This window comes from Actinosynnema sp. NPDC049800 (genome assembly GCF_040656635.1).
Lineage (GTDB): Bacteria > Actinomycetota > Actinomycetes > Mycobacteriales > Pseudonocardiaceae > Actinosynnema.
Window position 1 is genome coordinate 313,931 of the sequence record NZ_JBFAMT010000002.1, and the last position, 16,647, is coordinate 330,577.

Below are 16,647 nucleotides of genomic sequence, written 5' to 3' on the forward strand. Positions count from 1 at the left end.
ACCGCCACAACCCAGAGGATACGGCCGGTCGCGGGGCGCGGTCGACAACCCGGCCCGGTCCGCGATCGGCGTCGTCGCCGCTCATCAGGCCTTCCGCCCGACGCCGCCGAAGCTGATGAAGTGGGCGGCGTCGGCGTCCACGTCGTCGGGCGACTCCGGCCACCACAGCGGCAGCCGCGCCACCCCGGGCTCGACCAGCTCGAAACCGTCGAACATGGCCTCGACCTCGCGTTTCGGCCGGAAGCACATCTCGCTGACGCCCCGGTCGTAGACGCTCTTCGCGTCGTCCCACGTGGGGTCCCACTCGCCTTCCTCGAACCCGGCGTGCGAGATCGCCAGGTAGCTGCCGTCCGGGAGGGCGTCGCGGTAGTCGCCCACGATCCCGCGGGGGTCCTCGGCGTCGGGCACGAAGTGCAGCAGCGCGATCATCAGCACGCCGATCGGCTCGTCGAAGTCCAGCAGGCCCTGCACCTCGGGCGAGGCCAGCACCTGCTTGGCGTCGCGCACGTCGGTCTGCAGCACGTTCACCAGCTCGTTCCCGGTGAGGATGGCCCGGCTGTGCGCGACCGCGACGGCGTCCATGTCCACGTACACGACGCGGGCGGACGGGTCCGCGGCCTGGGCGATCTCGTGCACGTTGCCGACCGTCGGGATGCCGGAGCCCAGGTCGAGGAACTGGCGGATGCCCCGCGACAGCATGAACCGCACCGCCCGGCGCAGGAACGCCCGGTGGTTGAGCACGATGCTCTTGATCACCGGCACGTCCGCGAGGACCTTGTCGGCGACCGCCCGGTCGACGGCGAAGTTGTGCGCGCCGCCGAGCCAGTAGTCGTAGACCCGCGCGATGCTCGGGCGGGCCAGATCGATGTCGCCCGGCGCCCAGGTGGGCCGCTCCACGCTGTCCACTCGAAATCTCCTCCGACGTGCTCGTGTCCCACCGTTGCGGTGACACCCACATCATGGGCCAATCCGGTGAGTTAGCACACCGTCGGATCGCGCGAGTTCTTCAATCACCCACCTCGGATCTGATCACCGGGAAGAATGACGGCCTTGTGGAGCACCTGTGGATCGCGGGCGCGGTCGTCTCGGTGGCGGCGCTGGTCTGGCTCGTGGTCGGCCGCCGCCGCGAGCGCGGTGTGGTCAAGCCCGTCCTGCTCGGTGCGATCGGCGCGTTCCTGCTGGTCACGGGCTGGTTGTTCGCCGTGGACCCGACCGCGCCGAAGCACGAGGCGATCAAGACCGGCGGGCTCGCGGGCGGCGCGCTCGTCGCCCTGTACGCGCTGTGGCTCAACGACCGCCGGCGGCGCACGGACGAGGACCGGCAGCGGATCGAGTCCGCGCGGCAGGCGTTGGAGAACGCGCGGGCCGAACACGATCGGTCGCGGGTCGCCGACGAGCGGTTCGCCCGATCGGTTGAACTGCTCGGTCACGACGCGGAGCAGGTCCGGGTGGGCGCGATGCACGGGTTGGCGGGGCTGGCGCGGTCGCGCGCCGAGTACACCCAGACCGTGCTCGACGTGCTGTGCGCGTACCTCCGGCGGCCGTTCGAGGAGACGCTCGCGGACGACGACGTGGTGGCCCGGGACGAGCGGGAGCTGGAGGTCCGGCTCACCGCCCAGCGCCTGATCGCCGACCTGCTGCCCCGCGCCGGCACCGCCGACGCGCCCCTCTACAACCTGGACCTGACCAGGGCGCACCTGGAGTACTTCGACCTGTCCCACCGCCAGGTCGGCGACCTCGTGCTGCGGGCGGCGCACCTGCGGGAGTCGAACTCGGCGCACCACGCGGTCGTGCACGGCGGCGCCTGGTTCACCGACGCGGTCAGCGACGGGCGGCTGCACCTGCACGACATGGTCTTCCACGGCAAGGCGTGGTTCAGCCGGTTCAGGTGCCACGACACCGCCGACTTCACCGCCACGAGGTTCCTCGGCCCGAACAAGTTCGCCGGGGTCAGGTTCACCGCGCCGGCGAAGTTCGCGGACTGCGAGTTCGCGGAGCCGATCGACTTCGCGGACGCCAACTTCCGCGGCGGTGTGCACCTGGGGTTGGCGAAACCCCAGCGAGCGCGCACGCACGCCATGTACGTGTCCCTGGAGCACGAGAACGCCCTGCCCGACGGCTGGGCGGTGGAGCGCCGCGACGACAGCGGCCTCGGACTGGTCAGGAGCTGACGTGCGGGGACGCTGGTTGTTGGTGGCGAGCGTGCTCGCCGCGGTCGTGGTGACGGTCGCGACGACCGCCCTGCTCGTCCTGGTCGACCCCAGGCAGCCGAAGGCGGAGGCGATCAAGACCGGCGGGTTGGCCGGCGGCGCGGTCGTGGCGCTGTACGCGCTGTGGCTCAACGACCGCCGGCGGCGCACCGAGGAGGCGCGGCACGACCTGGAGAGCGAGAAGGTCGCCGACGAGCGGTTCGCGCGGGCCGTCGAGCTGCTCGGCAACGAAGCCGACCAGGTCAGGGTGGGCGCCATGCACGTGCTCGCGAGCCTGGCCCACACCACGCCGCGCTACAAGCAGACCGTGCTGAGCGTGCTGTGCGCGTACCTGCGGCGGCCGTTCGAGCACGAGGCGATCGACGAGAAACCCGAAGACCCGGAGCAGGCCTTCTTCGGCAAGACGCGCGAGGTCTACCCGGCCCACGACCACGAGATGACCGTCCGGATGACCGCGCAACGGCTCATCACGGACATGCTGCCGTGGGGCGAGGACACCGACGACCTGCGGTACCACCTGGACCTGACCGGGGCGAAGCTCGTGCACTTCCGGCTGGAGGGCCGCCGGTTCGGCCGGCTGGTCGCCCGACGGGCGCAGTTCTACGGGATCACGCAGTTCGGGGAGGCCGAGCTGGGCAAGCCCGCGCTGTTCTCCGGCGCCACGTTCCACGGTCGGGTGAACTTCCGGGACGGGAGGTTCGAGGGCGGCATCTCGTTCCAGGACACCACGTTCAAGGGGGAGGTCAACGTCACGGGCGCGCAGGTCGGCACCTTCCTGCACGTGTCGCCGCAACCGCCGGCGCGGCTGGTCGGCACGCTGGAGGTGCTGGCGGGCACCGCGTTCCGCAACGACCCGGCGGGCTGGCCGCTAACCGGCGACGGGCAGCCCCCGGCCCGCCTCCAGGACCATGTCCAGCAGGACTGACGCCGCCGCGCTCACCGTCGGCGCGGTGACCACGGCGGTCTCGGCGGTCGGCGCGTCGACCAGCTCCACGAACCGCGCCCGGGTCTGCTTGGCCGCGAACGACGCCGGCACCAGCGCCACGCCGAGGCCGAAGCCTACGAAGTCCAGCAGCGAGTGCACGTCGTTGACCTCGACCGCCACCCTCCGGTCCACGCCGGCGGTGGCCAGCGCGCGGTCCACGTCGTCGCGCGTGCCCCAGTCGGGGTTGAAGTCGACGAACGGCTGACCGGCCAGCTCGGCCAGCCGCACGGACTCCCGTTCGGCGAACGGCAGCTCCGGCGCGCACGCCAGCACCAGCGGTTCACTCGACAGGGTGGACACCGACAGGTCGTCGCCCACCCGCCCGGACGTGACGAACGCGAGGTCCAGCCGGCCGGCGCGGACCAGGTCCACCAGCTCGCCCGAGCCCGCCTGGCGCAACCGCAGCTCGACGCCGGGGTGCAGCTCGTGGAACCGGGCCAGCACGGCGGGCAGGTGCACGGCGTGCAGGCACTGGATGCTGCCGACGGCCAGCGTGCCCCGCAGCAGCCCCTGCACCGCGGCCACCGCGTCCCGCGCGGCGTCGATCGTGCCGAGCACGCGCCGCGCCTCGACCAGCAGCGCGCGGCCGGCCTGGGTCAGCTCGACCTGCCGGGTGCTGCGCACGAACAGCGGCGCGCCCAGCTCCACCTCCAGCGCCCGGATCGACGCGGAGAGCCCGGACTGGGCCACGTGCATGCGCCGGGCGGCACGGGTGAAGTGGCACTCCTCGGCCACGGCCACGAAGTACTCGAGCTGCCGGAGTTCCACGATTCATCACCCGTACTGCTGAATGGCATCAGCTTCTTCTGTTGGACAGCTTAATGCCTACCGCTCAAGCTGGGCGTGCACAAGGACGACACGAGGTCGCGGAGCGGCGGCGATCCGACACAGGAGGGATGCCCACCATGCTGACTCGCCGAATCGGAGGAGTCGAGGTCAGTGCCATCGGCCTGGGCGCGATGCCGATGTCGCTGGAGGGCCGACCCGATCGCGCCCAGGCGATCGGGACGATCCGCGCGGCGCTGGACAAGGGCGTCACGCTGATCGACACGGCGGACGCGTACTCGGCCGACGACCGCGACTTCGGGCACAACGAAGAGCTGATCGCCGAGGCGCTGAAGGGCGTGAACGGCGTCATGGTCGCCACCAAGGGCGGCCACACCCGCGTGCCCGGCGGCGGCTGGGAGGTCGACGGGCGGCCGGAGTACCTGAAGGCGGCGTGCGAGGCGTCGTTGCGCCGCCTCGGCGTGGACGCGATCGACCTCTACCAGTTCCACCGGCCCGACCCGGCGGTGCCGACCGCCGAGTCCGTCGGCGCGCTGGCCGAGCTGCTGGACGCGGGCAAGATCAAGCTCGCGGGCGTGTCCAACTTCAACCCCGCGCAGATCCGGGAAGCCGACGAGGTCCTGGGCGGCCGGCTGGCGAGCGTGCAGAACCAGTTCTCGCCCGCGTTCCGCGGAAGCGAGCCGGAACTGGAGCTGTGCGCCGAGCTGGACATCGCGTTCCTGCCGTGGAGCCCGTTGGGCGGCATGAGCGCGGCCGGGCGGCTGGGTGAGCGGTTCGGCGCGTTCGCCGAGGTCGGCCGGGCGCACGGGGTGAGCCCGCAGCAGGTGTGCCTGGCGTGGATGCTCGCCAAGGCGCCCCAGGTCGTGCCGATCCCGGGCTCGTCGCGGCCGGCGAGCATCGCCGACTCGGCCGACGCCGTGCACCTGCGGCTGTCGGAGGAGGAGCTGAAGCGCCTGGACGGGTGACTCCTGCGGATGCGGCGGCGGACGTCCGGCCTGACGATCTAGGCCGGACGTACCAGCACTGCCGACCGAATGGGGGCGTTGATGGCGGCGCACACCCGACTGCACAGCTTGATCACCCGACTGGGTGTCCTCACGATCACGTTGGCGGTCGTGCCCGCGCCCGTCGCCGACGCGCTGCCCGAAGGTTCCGCGGACCACTTCGCGGGCTCGCAGATCGCCAAGCACGAGGGCGGGAACCGCACCGCGCAGCACCGGCCGCGGACCGGGGACTCCGTGCCCGGCATGGACGTCAGCAGCCACCAGGGTGACGTCGACTGGGAGAAGGCGTGGGCGGACGGCGCGCGGTTCGCCTACGTCAAGGCCACCGAGGGCACCGGGTACCGCAACCCGCACTTCGCCCAGCAGTACGACGGTTCCCACGCCGTCGGCATGATCCGCGGCGCGTACCACTTCGCGCTGCCGGACCGGTCGGACGGCGCGACGCAGGCCGAGTTCTTCGCGGCCAACGGCGGCGGCTGGTCGCGGGACGGCAAGACGCTGCCCGGCGCGGTCGACCTGGAGTACAACCCGTACGGCGACACGTGCTACGGCCTGGACCAGGCCGGGATGGGCGCGTGGGTGCGCGCGTTCAGCGACCGCTTCGTGCAGCGGACCGGCAGGCACCCGACCATCTACACGTCCACGAGCTGGTGGAACCGGTGCGTCGGCGAGTCGGACCGGTTCGGCGACACGAGCCCGCTGTGGGTGGCGCACTACGCCGACGAGCTCGGGCCGCTGCCGCACGGGTGGGACTACCAGACGATCTGGCAGTGGCAGGCCGCCGGGCTGTTCCCCGGCGACCAGAACCTCTTCAACGGCAACGACGAACAGTTGCTCAGGGTGGCACTCGGGTAGCGCCGTTGCTCCGTTTTCGTGACTAATTCACAAGAACCCTGGTGAACTGGTTAGAGGTGCAGCACACTGCCCAACGAGTCAACTCCCTGCACTGACTCGAGGAGTCACCATGAACAACCTCGCACGTACCGCCACTGCTCTGGTGACCTGCGTCGGACTGGCCGTGCTCGGCTTGACCGGCACCGCGCAGGCCGCACCCGTCGTCGAAGACCACGCCATGGGCTCGCAGATCGCCAAGCACGAAGGCGGCGGCGGCCGGCGCATCGCCATCCCGACCGACCCGAGCGCCCAGGCCGTCGTGTACGGCATCGACGTCAGCGGGCACCAGGGCAACGTCGACTGGAACTACTGGTGGGGCCAGGGCAAGCGGTTCGCCTACGTCAAGGCGACCGAGAGCACCACCTACCGCAACCCGTACTTCGCCCAGCAGTACAACGGGTCCTACAACGTCGGCATGATCCGCGGCGCGTACCACTTCGCGCTGCCGGACCGGTCCGCCGGCGCCACCCAGGCCGACTACTTCGTCAACAACGGCGGCGGTTGGTCGCGGGACGGCAAGACCCTGCCCGGCGCGCTGGACATGGAGTACAACCCCTACGGCTCCACGTGCTACGGCCTGTCCAAGGCGAGCATGACGGCCTGGATCAAGTCGTTCAGCGACCGCTACCAGGCCCGCACCGGCCGCTGGCCGGTCATCTACACGTCCACGAGCTGGTGGAGCCAGTGCGTGAGCGGCGACTTCAGCTCCACCAACCCGCTGTGGGTCGCGCGCTACTCGTCCACCGTCGGCACCCTGCCGTACGCGTGGCCGTTCTACACGTTCTGGCAGTACTCGTCCTCGCCGATCGACCAGAACCAGTTCAACGGCGCCTACGACCGGCTCCAGGCACTGGCCAACGGCTGAGCACGAGGTGGCCGGCCGGGTACGCCCCGGCCGGCCACTCCCCGCTCAGTCGAACAGCGCCGGGAGGGTGCCCTCCCAGGCCTCGCGCAGCTCGGCCAGCGGCAGCGAGCCCAGCTCCTGGATCTCCAGCGCGTCGGACTCCGGGTCCACCACACCGACCTTGCGCCACGGCAGGCCGCGCGCGGTGCACATGTCGGTGAACCGCAGCTCCTCCGTGCGCGGCACGGCCACCAGCACGCGGGCCGTCGACTCGCTGAACAGCGCGGTGAACTTGTCGCCCTCGAGGAACACCCGCGCGCCGACCTCGCCGATCAGGCAGGTCTCCACCAGCGCCTGCGCCAGGCCGCCGTCGGACAGGTCGTGCGCGGCGGACAGCATGCCGTCGCGCGAGCCGGCCACCAGCACCTCGCCGAGCAGCTTCTCCCGCGCCAGGTCCACCTTCGGCGGCAGGCCGCCCAGGTGCCCGTGCACGACGTGCGCCCACTCCGAGCCGCCGAACTCCGCGCGCGTCTCGCCGAGCAGCAGCAGCGTCTCGCCCGCCTCCGCGCCGATCCCCGTCGGGATGCGGCGGCGGACGTCGTCGATCACGCCGAGCACGCCCACCACCGGCGTCGGCAGGATCGCCGTCGAACCGGTCTGGTTGTAGAAGCTGACGTTGCCGCCGGTCACCGGGATGCCCAGCTCGACGCACCCGTCCGCGAGGCCCTTCACGGCCTGCTCGAACTGCCACATCACCGCCGGGTCCTCCGGCGAGCCGAAGTTCAGGCAGTTCGTGACCGCGACCGGCGTGGCGCCCGTGGTGGCCACGTTCCGGTACGCCTCGGCCAGCGCCAGCTGCGCGCCCGCGTACGGGTCCAGCTTGGTGTAGCGGCCGTTGCAGTCCGTGGACAGCGCCACGCCCCGGTTGGTCGACTCGTCGATCCGGATCATGCCCGAGTCGGCGGGCTGGGCGAGCACCGTGCCGCCGCGCACGTACCGGTCGTACTGCTGGGTCACCCACCGCTTCGACGCCAGGTTCGGCGACGCGGCCATGGACTTGATCAGCGGCAGCAGCTCGTCCTCGGTGGGACGGGCCAGCCGGTCCGGCACGTCGGCCTGCAGCGCGTCCTGGTCGGCCGGGCGCTCGATCGGCCGGTCGTACACCGGGCCCTCGTGCGCTACCGTGCGCGGCGGCACGTCCAGCACGACCTCGTCGTGCCAGGTGATCACCAGCCGGTCGCCCTCGGTGACCTCGCCGATCTCGGTCGCGATGACGTCCCACTTCGCGCAGACCGCCATGAACGCGTCCAGGTCCTCGGGCCGCACGACCGCGCACATGCGCTCCTGCGACTCGCTGGACAGGATCTCCGCCGGCGTCATGCCCGCGGCGCGCAGCGGCACCCGGTCCAGGTGCACGCGCATGCCGCCGTCACCGGCGCTGGCCAGCTCCGACGTCGCGCACGCCAGGCCCGCGCCGCCGAGGTCCTGGATGCCGACGACGATGCGCTCGGCGAACAGCTCCAGGCAGCACTCGATCAGCACCTTCTCGGTGAACGGGTCGCCGACCTGCACGCTGGGCAGCTTCTTGCGCTTGCCCGCCGTGTCGTCGAACGTCTCGCTCGCCAGCACGGACACGCCGCCGATGCCGTCCAGGCCCGTGCGGGCGCCGAACAGGATGACCTTGTTCCCGGTGCCCGAGGCGTGCGCCAGGTGCAGGTCCTCGACCCGCATCGCGCCCACGCACAGGGCGTTGACCAGCGGGTTGCCCGCGTAGGTCGCGTCGAACACGACCTCGCCGCCGATGTTGGGCAGGCCGAGGCAGTTGCCGTAGCCGCCTACGCCGGCCACGATGCCCGGCAGCACGCGGCGGGTGTCCGGCGCGTCGGCCGGGCCGAACCGCAGCGGGTCCATCACGGCCAGCGGACGCGCGCCCATCGCGAGGATGTCGCGCACGATGCCGCCCACGCCCGTCGCCGCGCCCTGGTACGGCTCGACGTAGGACGGGTGGTTGTGGCTCTCGGCCTTGAACGTGATCGCCCAGCCGTCGCCGATGTCGACCACGCCCGCGTTCTCGCCGATGCCCGCGAGCATCTTCGAGCGCATCTCGTCGGTGGTCGTCTCGGAGAAGTACTTCAGGTGCACCTTGGACGACTTGTAGGAGCAGTGCTCGCTCCACATCACCGAGTACATGGCCAGCTCGGCGTCCGTGGGGCGGCGGCCCAGGATGTCCTTGATGCGGGCGTACTCGTCGTCCTTCAGGCCCAGCTCCTTGTAGGGCTGCTCCTGGTCGGGCGTGCTCTCCGCGTGCTTGACGGTGTCGACGGTCATCAGGCCTTCACCACCGAGTCGACGAGGGACAGGAACATGCCGAGGCCGTCGTCGGTCGGCCCGGTGAGCGCGTCGATCGCGTGCTCCGGGTGCGGCATCAGGCCGACGACCCGGCCGTTGGCGCTGGTGATGCCCGCGATGTCGTTGCGCGAGCCGTTCGGGTTCTCGCCGACGTAGCGGAACACCACCCGGCCCTCGCCCTCCAGCTCGTCCAGCGTGGACCGGTCGGCCTGGTAGCCGCCCTCGCCGGACTTGAGCGGGACGAGGATCTCCGCGCCCTGGTCGTACCGGCCCGTCCAGGCGGTGGAGTTGTTCTCCACCTTCAGCCACTGGTCGCGGCACACGAAGTGCAGCTTGTGGTTGCGGATGAGCGCGCCGGGCAGCAGGTGCGCCTCGCAGAGGATCTGGAAGCCGTTGCAGATGCCCAGGACCGGCATGCCCTTCTTCGCCGCGTCCACGACTTCCTGCATGACCGGGGCGAACCGGGCGATCGCGCCGCAGCGCAGGTAGTCGCCGTAGGAGAACCCACCGGGCACGATGACCGCGTCCACGTCCTTCAGGTCGTGGTCGGCGTGCCAGAGCTTGACCGCCTCCCCGCCCGCGTACCGGACCGCGCGCTCGGCGTCGACGTCGTCCAGCGTGCCGGGGAACGTGATGACCCCGACCCTCATGCCTCGACCCGCCTCACGACCCAGTCCTCGATCACGGGGTTGGCGAGGAAGGTCTCGGCGATCTTGGCGAGCGTGGCGTCGTCGACGTCGTCGGCGACCTCCAGCTCGAAGTGCTTGCCCTGGCGGACACTGGTGATTCCGTCGAACCCGAGGCGGGGCAGCGCGTTGGCCACCGCCTGTCCTTGCGGGTCGAGGATTTCGGGCTTCGGCATGACGTCGACGACGACTCGGGCCACGACAGGCTGCTCCAAGCTAGGAGGGCTGGCGGTACTCGCGGAGCCTACCTGACCTGTGTGTTCATCAACTTCGCACGTGGTGGGCAGCACACGTTCACCTCGAATCACCCGATCGTGATGCGGCGTTTCAGGGCCGGTTCCTGCTAACCTGATCGCAGCTTCGGCCCGTAAGCCGAGGAAGTGAGCGCGGTCCCCCTCCGGACGGTGGGCGGCCGCGCTTCGCGCTATCTAGGGCCAGTCGAGCCGGATCACCGAACCGATCACCGGTGCGACACGCCGAGCCCAATCACCACCGGCACCCTGGCACCAAGCGGCGATGTCCGCCAGCCAGAGCAGCGGTTCCTCCACGCTGGTGAGGTGCTCGTACACGAGTCCCGTTTCGCGAGCCCGCTTGCCCAGCGCGATGCGGATGGTCAGCTCGTCGTGGGCATTCCGCTCTTCACGACTGTCCAACACCAATCGCCTGCCCTCGAGGTCGAGCAGGTCGTTCGTCAGTCTCGCCAGGCACTCTTGCCGAGCGCGTTCCTCGCCTCGGCGGCAGCTTGCCCGGTAGATGTCGACCCGGACGCCCGACTCGGCGATCCTCGACAGCAGCAGTTTGCGCCGCGCCTGTTTCTCCTTGCAGAAGTGCAGTTCCCTCTGGCCCGGGAACAGCAGGCTGCGAAGCCCTGACCTCAAGCGCCTGAGATCTCCGGGCCGCACTATGGCCGCTGCCAGGTAGTACGTGTCGTTTCGCCGGGACTCGTCCACGAATGCGTGCACACTCACGGTGGTGGATCGACACCGGATCGACACGGCTGGAGCGAGTCCGCCCGAACGTGCGTTCGGCGGGAGCCCTGGTACCACCGGCCAAGTCGGGCGTTCGCTGTGGGCGGACGTGGTGGCGGGCGGGCGGGTGGCACCGCAGGGTGGGGATCATGCGCATCCTGGTGCTCGGTGGGACGGTGTTCCTCAGCAAGGCGACGGCCGCCGAAGCGGTGCGGCGGGGGCACGAGGTGGTCTGCGCGGCACGCGGGGAGTCCGGCCGGGTGCCCGACGGCGCGGTGCTCGTGCCGGTGGACCGGGACGTCGACCTGGGGCCGCTGGAGGGCGCGCACTTCGACGCCGTGGTGGACGTGGCCAAGATGTCGGTCACCTGGGTCCGCCGGGCGTTGAGATCGGTGACCGCCGAGCACTGGACGTTCGTCTCCAGCTGCTCCGTCTACGCCGACCACTCCGTCCCCGGCACCACGGCCACCCTGGACCCGCTGGAGGACGACCCCGACGCGCCGATGTCGTCCGACCGCTACGGCGCGATCAAGGTGGCCGGTGAGCACGCCGTCCGCGACGCCGTCGGCGACCGCGCCTTCATCGTCCGCGCCGGCCTCATCACCGGCCCCGGCGACCCGAGCGACCGGTTCGGGTACTGGCCGCGCCGGCTGTCCCGGGGCGGCCGGGTCGCCGTTCCCGACGCGCCCGACCAGCCGGCGCAGCACGTCGACGTGCGCGACCTCGCCGCCTGGATCGTGGACGCCGCCGAGCAGCGCACCACCGGCACCTACGACGCGATCGGGCCGGCCAACCCGTTGTCGCTGGTCCTGGGCGAGATCGCGGGCGCCGTGGCGCCGCCGGGCACCGTGCTGGTCCGCATACCCCAGCCCGTCCTCCAGCGGCACGAGGTCGAGCCGTGGGTGGGGCCGCGGTCCCTGCCGCTGTGGTTGCCGCCGACGCACCGGGCGATGATGTTCCGCGACGCGGGCCCCGCGCTGGCCGCCGGGCTGCGCGTCCGACCCACGGCCGAGACGGCGGTGGACGCGTTGGCGTACGAACGGGCCCTCGGCCCCGACCGCGCCCGACGCGCCGGCCTGCCGCCGGAGGTGGAGGACGCGCTGCTGCACGACGTCGGCTGAGCGAGACGCGGGCCGGGTGACCGGAGTAGGACTCCCCTCGGGGAACGGAGAAGGAGCGCTCATGCTGATCGCCCACTTCGGGCACTCGTGCCTGCTGGTCGACACCGGCGCCGCCCGGCTGCTGTTCGACCCCGGCGCGTTCTCGTCGGGCTTCGAGGAGGTCGACGGCCTCGACGCGATCCTGATCACGCACGAGCACCGCGACCACGTCGACCCCGGCAAGCTGGCGGCCGTCCGCGCGGCCAACCCCGGCGCGCGCCTGATCGCACCGTTCGACCTCGACGGCGCCGAGATCGTCGAGCCGGGTGCCGCCCTGGAGTTCAACGGCACCGTCGTCGACGTCCTCGACGCGCCGCACGAGGTCATCCACGACCGGATCGAACTGCCGGTGAACGTCGGCTACCTGGTCGACCACGGCGCGTTCTACCACCCCGGCGACTCGCTGACCGTGCCGGAGCAGCGCGTCGACGTCCTCGGCCTGCCCACCGCCGCGCCCTGGATGAAGGTCTCCGACGCGGCGCACTTCCTGGCCGAGGTCGGCCCGCGCAAGGCGGTGCCGATCCACGAGGCGATCCTGTCGCAGACCGAGATCTTCTACCGCGTCCTGGTCGGCACCGCGCCCGAGGGCGTCGAGGTCGTCGTGCTGCCCCGGGGCGAGGCGGTCGAGCTGTAGGTCGTGGGCGACGCGCCGTGGTGCAGCGCCAGGTCGACGGCCTCCAGCAGCACCTCGCGCGGCCCGAGCCGGTCCAGGTCCGCCGCGTCCACGCCGATCCGCACGAGCCCGCCGCGCCGAGCCGCCCGGCCGACGCCGAGCAGGTAGCTCCAGTGCTCGCCGACCATCCGCACCCGGCCCGGCCGCACGTCGCCGGTGCGCAGGTCGCGCACGCCCGCCATGTCGGCGCACACCGCGAACCGGTGCCGGCGCAGCGCGACCACCGTGCCCGGTGACGCCAGCCATCCCGGCGGCGCGAACAGGTCCGTGGCCAGCCCCAACCGGGCCACCGCGGCACGCGCGGCGACCAGCCGGAGGCCCGCTTCGTGCGCGGGCAGCGCGGAGAACTCGGCACGGCGGCGCAGCGACACGGCCCGGCGCGCCGGGTCCGGCTGGTGGTCGAAACCGTGCAGCACCAGGGCGTCACCGGCGGCGACCCGGCCCAGCACCCAGTCCAACGCCGCGCCGGGCACGGCCTTGCGCGGCGCGAAGAGCAGCGACAACGGCACCCGACGCCGGTCGAGCTCGGCGGCGAGGTCGGCGCACCGGGCGAGCGTGCTCGGCCCGATGCCGGACAGCGAGACCACGAGTTCGGCGACCATGCCACCCAGTGCGCCGCACCTGCGTGTCGCCCGCTCTAAGACCAGGTGACGGCCGGGTGCGGAGCCGGCGAACTATTGCGCGCCGGTCTCCTCGGGGCTGGGCCAGTCCGCGAACGAACGGCCGGTGATCCGCTCGTACGCCTCCACGTACCGCGAGCGGGTGGCGGCCACGACGTCGTCGGGCAGCGGTGGCGGCGGGGTGTCGGACGCCCGGTCCCAGCCGGAGGCGGGCGAGGTCAGCCAGTCGCGCACGTACTGCTTGTCGAACGACGGCTGCACGCGCCCCGGCTCGTACCCCTCCAGCGGCCAGTACCGCGACGAGTCCGGCGTCAGCACCTCGTCGCCGAGCACCAGCGCGCCGGACCGGTCCAGCCCGAACTCGAACTTGGTGTCCGCCAGGATCACGCCGCGCGACCGGGCGTACTCGCGGGCCGCGCCGTAGACCTCCAGCGTCACGTCACGCAGCCGGGCCGCCGTCGAGGCGCCCACCTCCGCCTCGACGTGCTCGAACGACACGTTCTCGTCGTGCGCGCCCAGCTCGGCCTTGGTCGCCGGCGTGAAGATCGGCGGCGTCAGCTCCGAGGCCTCCACCAGCCCGGACGGCAGCTCGACGCCGCACACCGACCCGGTCTGCCGGTACTCGGCCATGCCCGACCCGGTCAGGTAGCCGCGCGCCACGCACTCCACCTGCACCATCTCCAGCCGCCGCACCAGCAGCGCCCGGCCGCGCACCTCGGCGGGGATGCGCGGGTCGTCCCACGCCACCAGGTGGTTGGGCGCCAAGTCCGCGAACTTCTCGAACCAGAACACGCTCATCGCGGTGAGCACCCGTCCCTTGTCCGGGATCGGAGTGGTCAGCACGTGGTCGTAGGCGGAGATCCGGTCGGAGGCCACGAACAGCAGCAGGTCCTCGTCCACCTCGTGGACCTGGCGGACCTTGCCTGCGGCGACCTGCCGGTAGTCAGCGAGCTTGGGCACCGCCGAAGCGTACTTGTGCCGGCTCCTGGGACGCCCTTCCCACCTGCGGCAAGATTCATCCCATGCGTGCACCCGGACTGATACTCGCCGTGACCGCCGCCCTCGCGGTCGCCTGCGCCCCCGCGGACGAGACCACGACGCCGACCAACCAGGTGGACGGCGTGGCCTGCACGAAGGACAAGCTGCCGACCCTCACCCCGGGCAAGATCACCTTCGGCACGGACCAGCCCGCGTACGAGCCGTGGTTCGTGGACGACGACCCGACCAACGGCAAGGGCTTCGAGTCCGCGATCGCCTACGCGCTGGCCGAGGAGCTGGGTTACGCGAAGACCGACGTGGTGTGGACGCGGGTGCCGTTCAACGCGGCCATCCAGCCGGGCCGCAAGACCTACGACATGGACCTGAACGAGTTCTCCATCACCGAGGAGCGCAAGCAGGCCGTCGACTTCTCCGCGCCGTACTACGACGTGGACCAGGCCGTGATCACGCTGAACTCCTCCAAGGCCGCGTCGGTGAAGACGCTGGCGGAGCTCAAGCGGGTCAAGATCGGCGCGCAGGTCGGCACGACCAGCTTCGACGCCGCCCAGCGGCTGCAGCCCGAGGAGGACGTCGCGGTCTACAACACCAACGACGACGCGAAGGCCGCGTTGCGGGCCGGGCAGATCGACGCGCTGGTGGTGGACCTGCCGACCGCGTTCTACATCACCTCGGCCGAGCTGGACGACGGCCTGATCGTCGGTCAGATCCCGGCCGGCGACGGCAAGCCCGAGCAGTTCGGCATCGTGCTGGACAAGGGCAGCCCGCTCACCGCGTGCGTCTCGACCGCGGTGCAGAACCTGCGCGCCGACGGCACGCTGACCAGGATCGAGCAGGAGTGGCTGTCGTCCGCGGGCACGGCACCCGAGCTGAAGTGACGAGCGAGCGGCAACGGGAGCGCTTGGCCTACAAGCGCTCCCGTGCGCGGCGGTCGACCCTGGTCGCCCTGCTGTCGACCACCGTGTTCGCCGTCGCGGTCGGGGTCACCGTCGCGGGCGCGCCGGGTTGGCCGCGCGTGCGGCAGTCGTTCTTCAACGTCGAGATCGCGTGGCGGTCGCTGCCCGCGATCCTCGAAGGGCTCTGGCTGAACCTGCGCGTGCTGGCGGTCTGCGGCGTGCTGATCCTGGTGCTGGCGCTGGTCGTGGCGACGCTGCGCACGCTGCCCGGCCCGGTGTGGTTCCCGCTGCGCGCGCTGGCCACGGTGTACGTGGACCTGTTCCGCGGGCTGCCGCTGATCATCCTGCTGTACCTGGTCGGGTTCGGCCTGCCCGCGTTGCGGCTGACCGGCGTGCCGAACGACTTCGTCGTGCTCGGCGGCGCGGCGCTCGTGCTCGCGTACACCGCGTACGTGGCCGAGGTGTTCCGCGCCGGCATCGAGTCGGTGCACCCGTCGCAGGTCGCGGCGGCCCGGTCGCTCGGCCTCGGTCCGCGCCAGACGTTGCGGCTGGTCGTGCTGCCGCAGGCCGTGCGGCGGGTCATGCCCGCGCTGCTCAACGACTTCGTGGCGCTGCAGAAGGACTGCGGGCTGATCTCCGTGCTCGGCGCGGTGGACGCGGTGCGCGCGGCGCAGATCGAGCACGCCCGGGCGTTCAACTTCACCCCGTACGTGGTGGCGGGGTTGCTGTTCGTGCTGCTCGCGGCGCCTACGGCGCGGTTCGCCGACGCCATGGGCCGCCGGCTGGAACGCCGTCAGGGGGGACGATGACCGATCCGGTGCTCAGCGTGCGCGGTGTCGTCAAGCGCTACGGCGACCGCACCGTGCTGGACGGGATCAGCCTCGACGTGCACGAGCACGAGGTCGTGACCGTGATCGGGTCGTCGGGGTCGGGCAAGTCGACCCTGCTGCGGTGCGTGAACCTGCTGGAGGAGCTGGACGACGGCCAGGTGCTGCTCGACGGCGTGGACGTGTCCGACCCCAGGGTGGACGCCGACGTGGCCCGGCGGGGCATGGGCATCGTGTTCCAGGCGTTCAACCTGTTCCCGCACATGAGCGTGCTGGACAACGTCACGCTCGCGCCGCGCGTGGTGCACGGCGTGCCGCGCGAGGAGGCGGAGCGCAACGCCCTCGACCTGCTCGACCGGGTCGGCCTCGCGGACCGCGCGCGCAGCTACCCGGAGCGGCTGTCCGGCGGGCAGCAGCAGCGGGTGGCGATCGCGCGTTCGTTGGCCTACTCGCCGCGGTTGCTGCTGCTGGACGAGATCACCAGCGCGTTGGACCCCGAACTCGTCGGCGAGGTGTTGTCGCTGGTCAGAGAACTGGCGGCGGGTGGGCGGACGATCCTGATGGCCACCCACGAGATGGGTTTCGCCCGGCAGGTCGCCGACCGCGTGGTGTTCCTCGACGGCGGCAGGCTGGTCGAGTCCGGACCGCCCGGCCAGGTGCTCGGCGAGCCGGTGCACCCGCGCACCCGGCAGTTCCTCCGGCGGATCATCGAGGCGGGCCGGCTCTAGGCCGCTCGGGAGACTCCACTT

Annotated in this window: 18 protein-coding genes; 10 read left to right on the forward strand and 8 right to left on the reverse strand. The window is 71.6% G+C overall.

Translation table 11 applies throughout. From position 1 onward, the window contains the following. Nucleotides 1-84 precede the first annotated feature (84 nt). Nucleotides 85-906 carry an SAM-dependent methyltransferase gene (locus AB0I91_RS04225; protein WP_499635146.1) on the reverse strand — a complete coding sequence of 274 codons (822 nt, stop codon included), beginning with the start codon at nt 904-906 and terminating at the stop codon, nt 85-87. A 146-nt stretch (nt 907-1,052) separates the two neighbouring features. Between AB0I91_RS04225 and AB0I91_RS04230 the strand changes: the two genes are divergently transcribed. Together AB0I91_RS04230 and AB0I91_RS04235 are read left to right on the forward strand one after the other, a co-directional pair. Then, the gene (locus AB0I91_RS04230; protein ID WP_499616391.1) at nt 1,053-2,171 is read left to right on the forward strand and encodes a pentapeptide repeat-containing protein; all 1,119 of its coding nucleotides are present in this window, start codon (nt 1,053-1,055) and stop codon (nt 2,169-2,171) included. Between the two features lies 1 nt (nt 2,172). Beyond that, nucleotides 2,173-3,135, forward strand: a complete 963-nt coding sequence (locus AB0I91_RS04235; protein WP_499635149.1) for a pentapeptide repeat-containing protein — start codon at nt 2,173-2,175, stop codon at nt 3,133-3,135. Here the strand turns inward: AB0I91_RS04235 and AB0I91_RS04240 are convergent. Further along, nucleotides 3,079-3,963 (reverse strand): LysR family transcriptional regulator, encoded by an 885-nt coding sequence (locus AB0I91_RS04240; protein WP_498771852.1) that lies wholly within the window; start codon nt 3,961-3,963, stop codon nt 3,079-3,081. The genes AB0I91_RS04235 and AB0I91_RS04240 overlap by 57 nt on opposite strands. A 137-nt stretch (nt 3,964-4,100) precedes the next feature. Here AB0I91_RS04240 and AB0I91_RS04245 point away from each other — a divergent pair, with 137 nt between their 5' ends. The 3 genes from AB0I91_RS04245 (at nt 4,101) to AB0I91_RS04255 (ending at nt 6,744) form a co-directional block, all read left to right on the forward strand. Further along, nucleotides 4,101-4,946, forward strand: a complete 846-nt coding sequence (locus AB0I91_RS04245) for an aldo/keto reductase (RefSeq protein ID WP_499616386.1) — start codon at nt 4,101-4,103, stop codon at nt 4,944-4,946. Between the two features lie 81 nt (nt 4,947-5,027). After that, entirely contained in the window at nt 5,028-5,840 is an 813-nt protein-coding gene (locus AB0I91_RS04250) for a lysozyme (protein ID WP_499616383.1), read from the forward strand. 109 nt (nt 5,841-5,949) lie between these two features. Beyond that, complete coding sequence (locus AB0I91_RS04255) at nt 5,950-6,744, forward strand: lysozyme (protein ID WP_498771846.1); 795 nt, start codon at nt 5,950-5,952, stop codon at nt 6,742-6,744. Between the two features lie 45 nt (nt 6,745-6,789). Here AB0I91_RS04255 and purL read toward each other — a convergent pair whose 3' ends face one another. From purL to AB0I91_RS04275, 4 genes are all read right to left on the reverse strand, one after another. Then, nucleotides 6,790-9,051, reverse strand: coding sequence for a phosphoribosylformylglycinamidine synthase subunit PurL (gene purL / locus AB0I91_RS04260; protein WP_498771844.1), 2,262 nt, complete (start codon nt 9,049-9,051; stop codon nt 6,790-6,792). Further along, complete coding sequence (purQ, locus tag AB0I91_RS04265; RefSeq protein ID WP_499607960.1) at nt 9,051-9,722, reverse strand: phosphoribosylformylglycinamidine synthase subunit PurQ; 672 nt, start codon at nt 9,720-9,722, stop codon at nt 9,051-9,053. Before purQ ends, purL begins: the two co-directional genes overlap by 1 nt. Beyond that, nucleotides 9,719-9,958 carry a phosphoribosylformylglycinamidine synthase subunit PurS gene (purS, locus tag AB0I91_RS04270; protein WP_033428368.1) on the reverse strand — a complete coding sequence of 80 codons (240 nt, stop codon included), beginning with the start codon at nt 9,956-9,958 and terminating at the stop codon, nt 9,719-9,721. Before purS ends, purQ begins: the two co-directional genes overlap by 4 nt. A gap of 228 nt (nt 9,959-10,186) precedes the next feature. Continuing rightward, a complete protein-coding gene (locus AB0I91_RS04275) occupies nt 10,187-10,720 on the reverse strand; it encodes a DUF3800 domain-containing protein (RefSeq protein WP_498771840.1) in 534 nt (177 codons plus the stop codon). 155 nt (nt 10,721-10,875) lie between these two features. On the opposite strand from AB0I91_RS04275, the gene AB0I91_RS04280 reads away from it, so the two are divergent. Further along, nucleotides 10,876-11,847: an NAD-dependent epimerase/dehydratase family protein gene (locus AB0I91_RS04280; protein ID WP_499635153.1), complete on the forward strand. Its 972-nt coding sequence runs from the start codon at nt 10,876-10,878 to the stop codon at nt 11,845-11,847. Between the two features lie 61 nt (nt 11,848-11,908). After that, the gene (locus tag AB0I91_RS04285; protein ID WP_499607954.1) at nt 11,909-12,520 is read left to right on the forward strand and encodes an MBL fold metallo-hydrolase; all 612 of its coding nucleotides are present in this window, start codon (nt 11,909-11,911) and stop codon (nt 12,518-12,520) included. Here the strand turns inward: AB0I91_RS04285 and AB0I91_RS04290 are convergent. Both AB0I91_RS04290 and AB0I91_RS04295 read right to left on the reverse strand, forming a co-directional pair. Next, nucleotides 12,442-13,161 carry a DUF2334 domain-containing protein gene (locus AB0I91_RS04290; RefSeq protein WP_498771834.1) on the reverse strand — a complete coding sequence of 240 codons (720 nt, stop codon included), beginning with the start codon at nt 13,159-13,161 and terminating at the stop codon, nt 12,442-12,444. The genes AB0I91_RS04285 and AB0I91_RS04290 overlap by 79 nt on opposite strands. Before the next feature lie 72 nt (nt 13,162-13,233). Continuing rightward, complete coding sequence (locus AB0I91_RS04295) at nt 13,234-14,139, reverse strand: phosphoribosylaminoimidazolesuccinocarboxamide synthase (RefSeq protein ID WP_499607948.1); 906 nt, start codon at nt 14,137-14,139, stop codon at nt 13,234-13,236. A 62-nt stretch (nt 14,140-14,201) separates the two neighbouring features. Between AB0I91_RS04295 and AB0I91_RS04300 the strand changes: the two genes are divergently transcribed. From AB0I91_RS04300 to AB0I91_RS04310, 3 genes are read left to right on the forward strand one after another with little or no spacing between them, the layout of a single operon-like run. Next, nucleotides 14,202-15,053 carry an ABC transporter substrate-binding protein gene (locus AB0I91_RS04300; RefSeq protein WP_498771830.1) on the forward strand — a complete coding sequence of 284 codons (852 nt, stop codon included), beginning with the start codon at nt 14,202-14,204 and terminating at the stop codon, nt 15,051-15,053. Continuing rightward, on the forward strand, nt 15,050-15,880 hold the full coding sequence (locus AB0I91_RS04305) for an amino acid ABC transporter permease (RefSeq protein ID WP_499635157.1): 831 nt from the start codon (nt 15,050-15,052) through the stop codon (nt 15,878-15,880). The genes AB0I91_RS04300 and AB0I91_RS04305 overlap by 4 nt, the downstream gene beginning before the upstream one ends. Next, entirely contained in the window at nt 15,877-16,626 is a 750-nt protein-coding gene (locus AB0I91_RS04310; RefSeq protein ID WP_498771825.1) for an amino acid ABC transporter ATP-binding protein, read from the forward strand. Before AB0I91_RS04305 ends, AB0I91_RS04310 begins: the two co-directional genes overlap by 4 nt. Nucleotides 16,627-16,647: the final 21 nt, after the last annotated feature.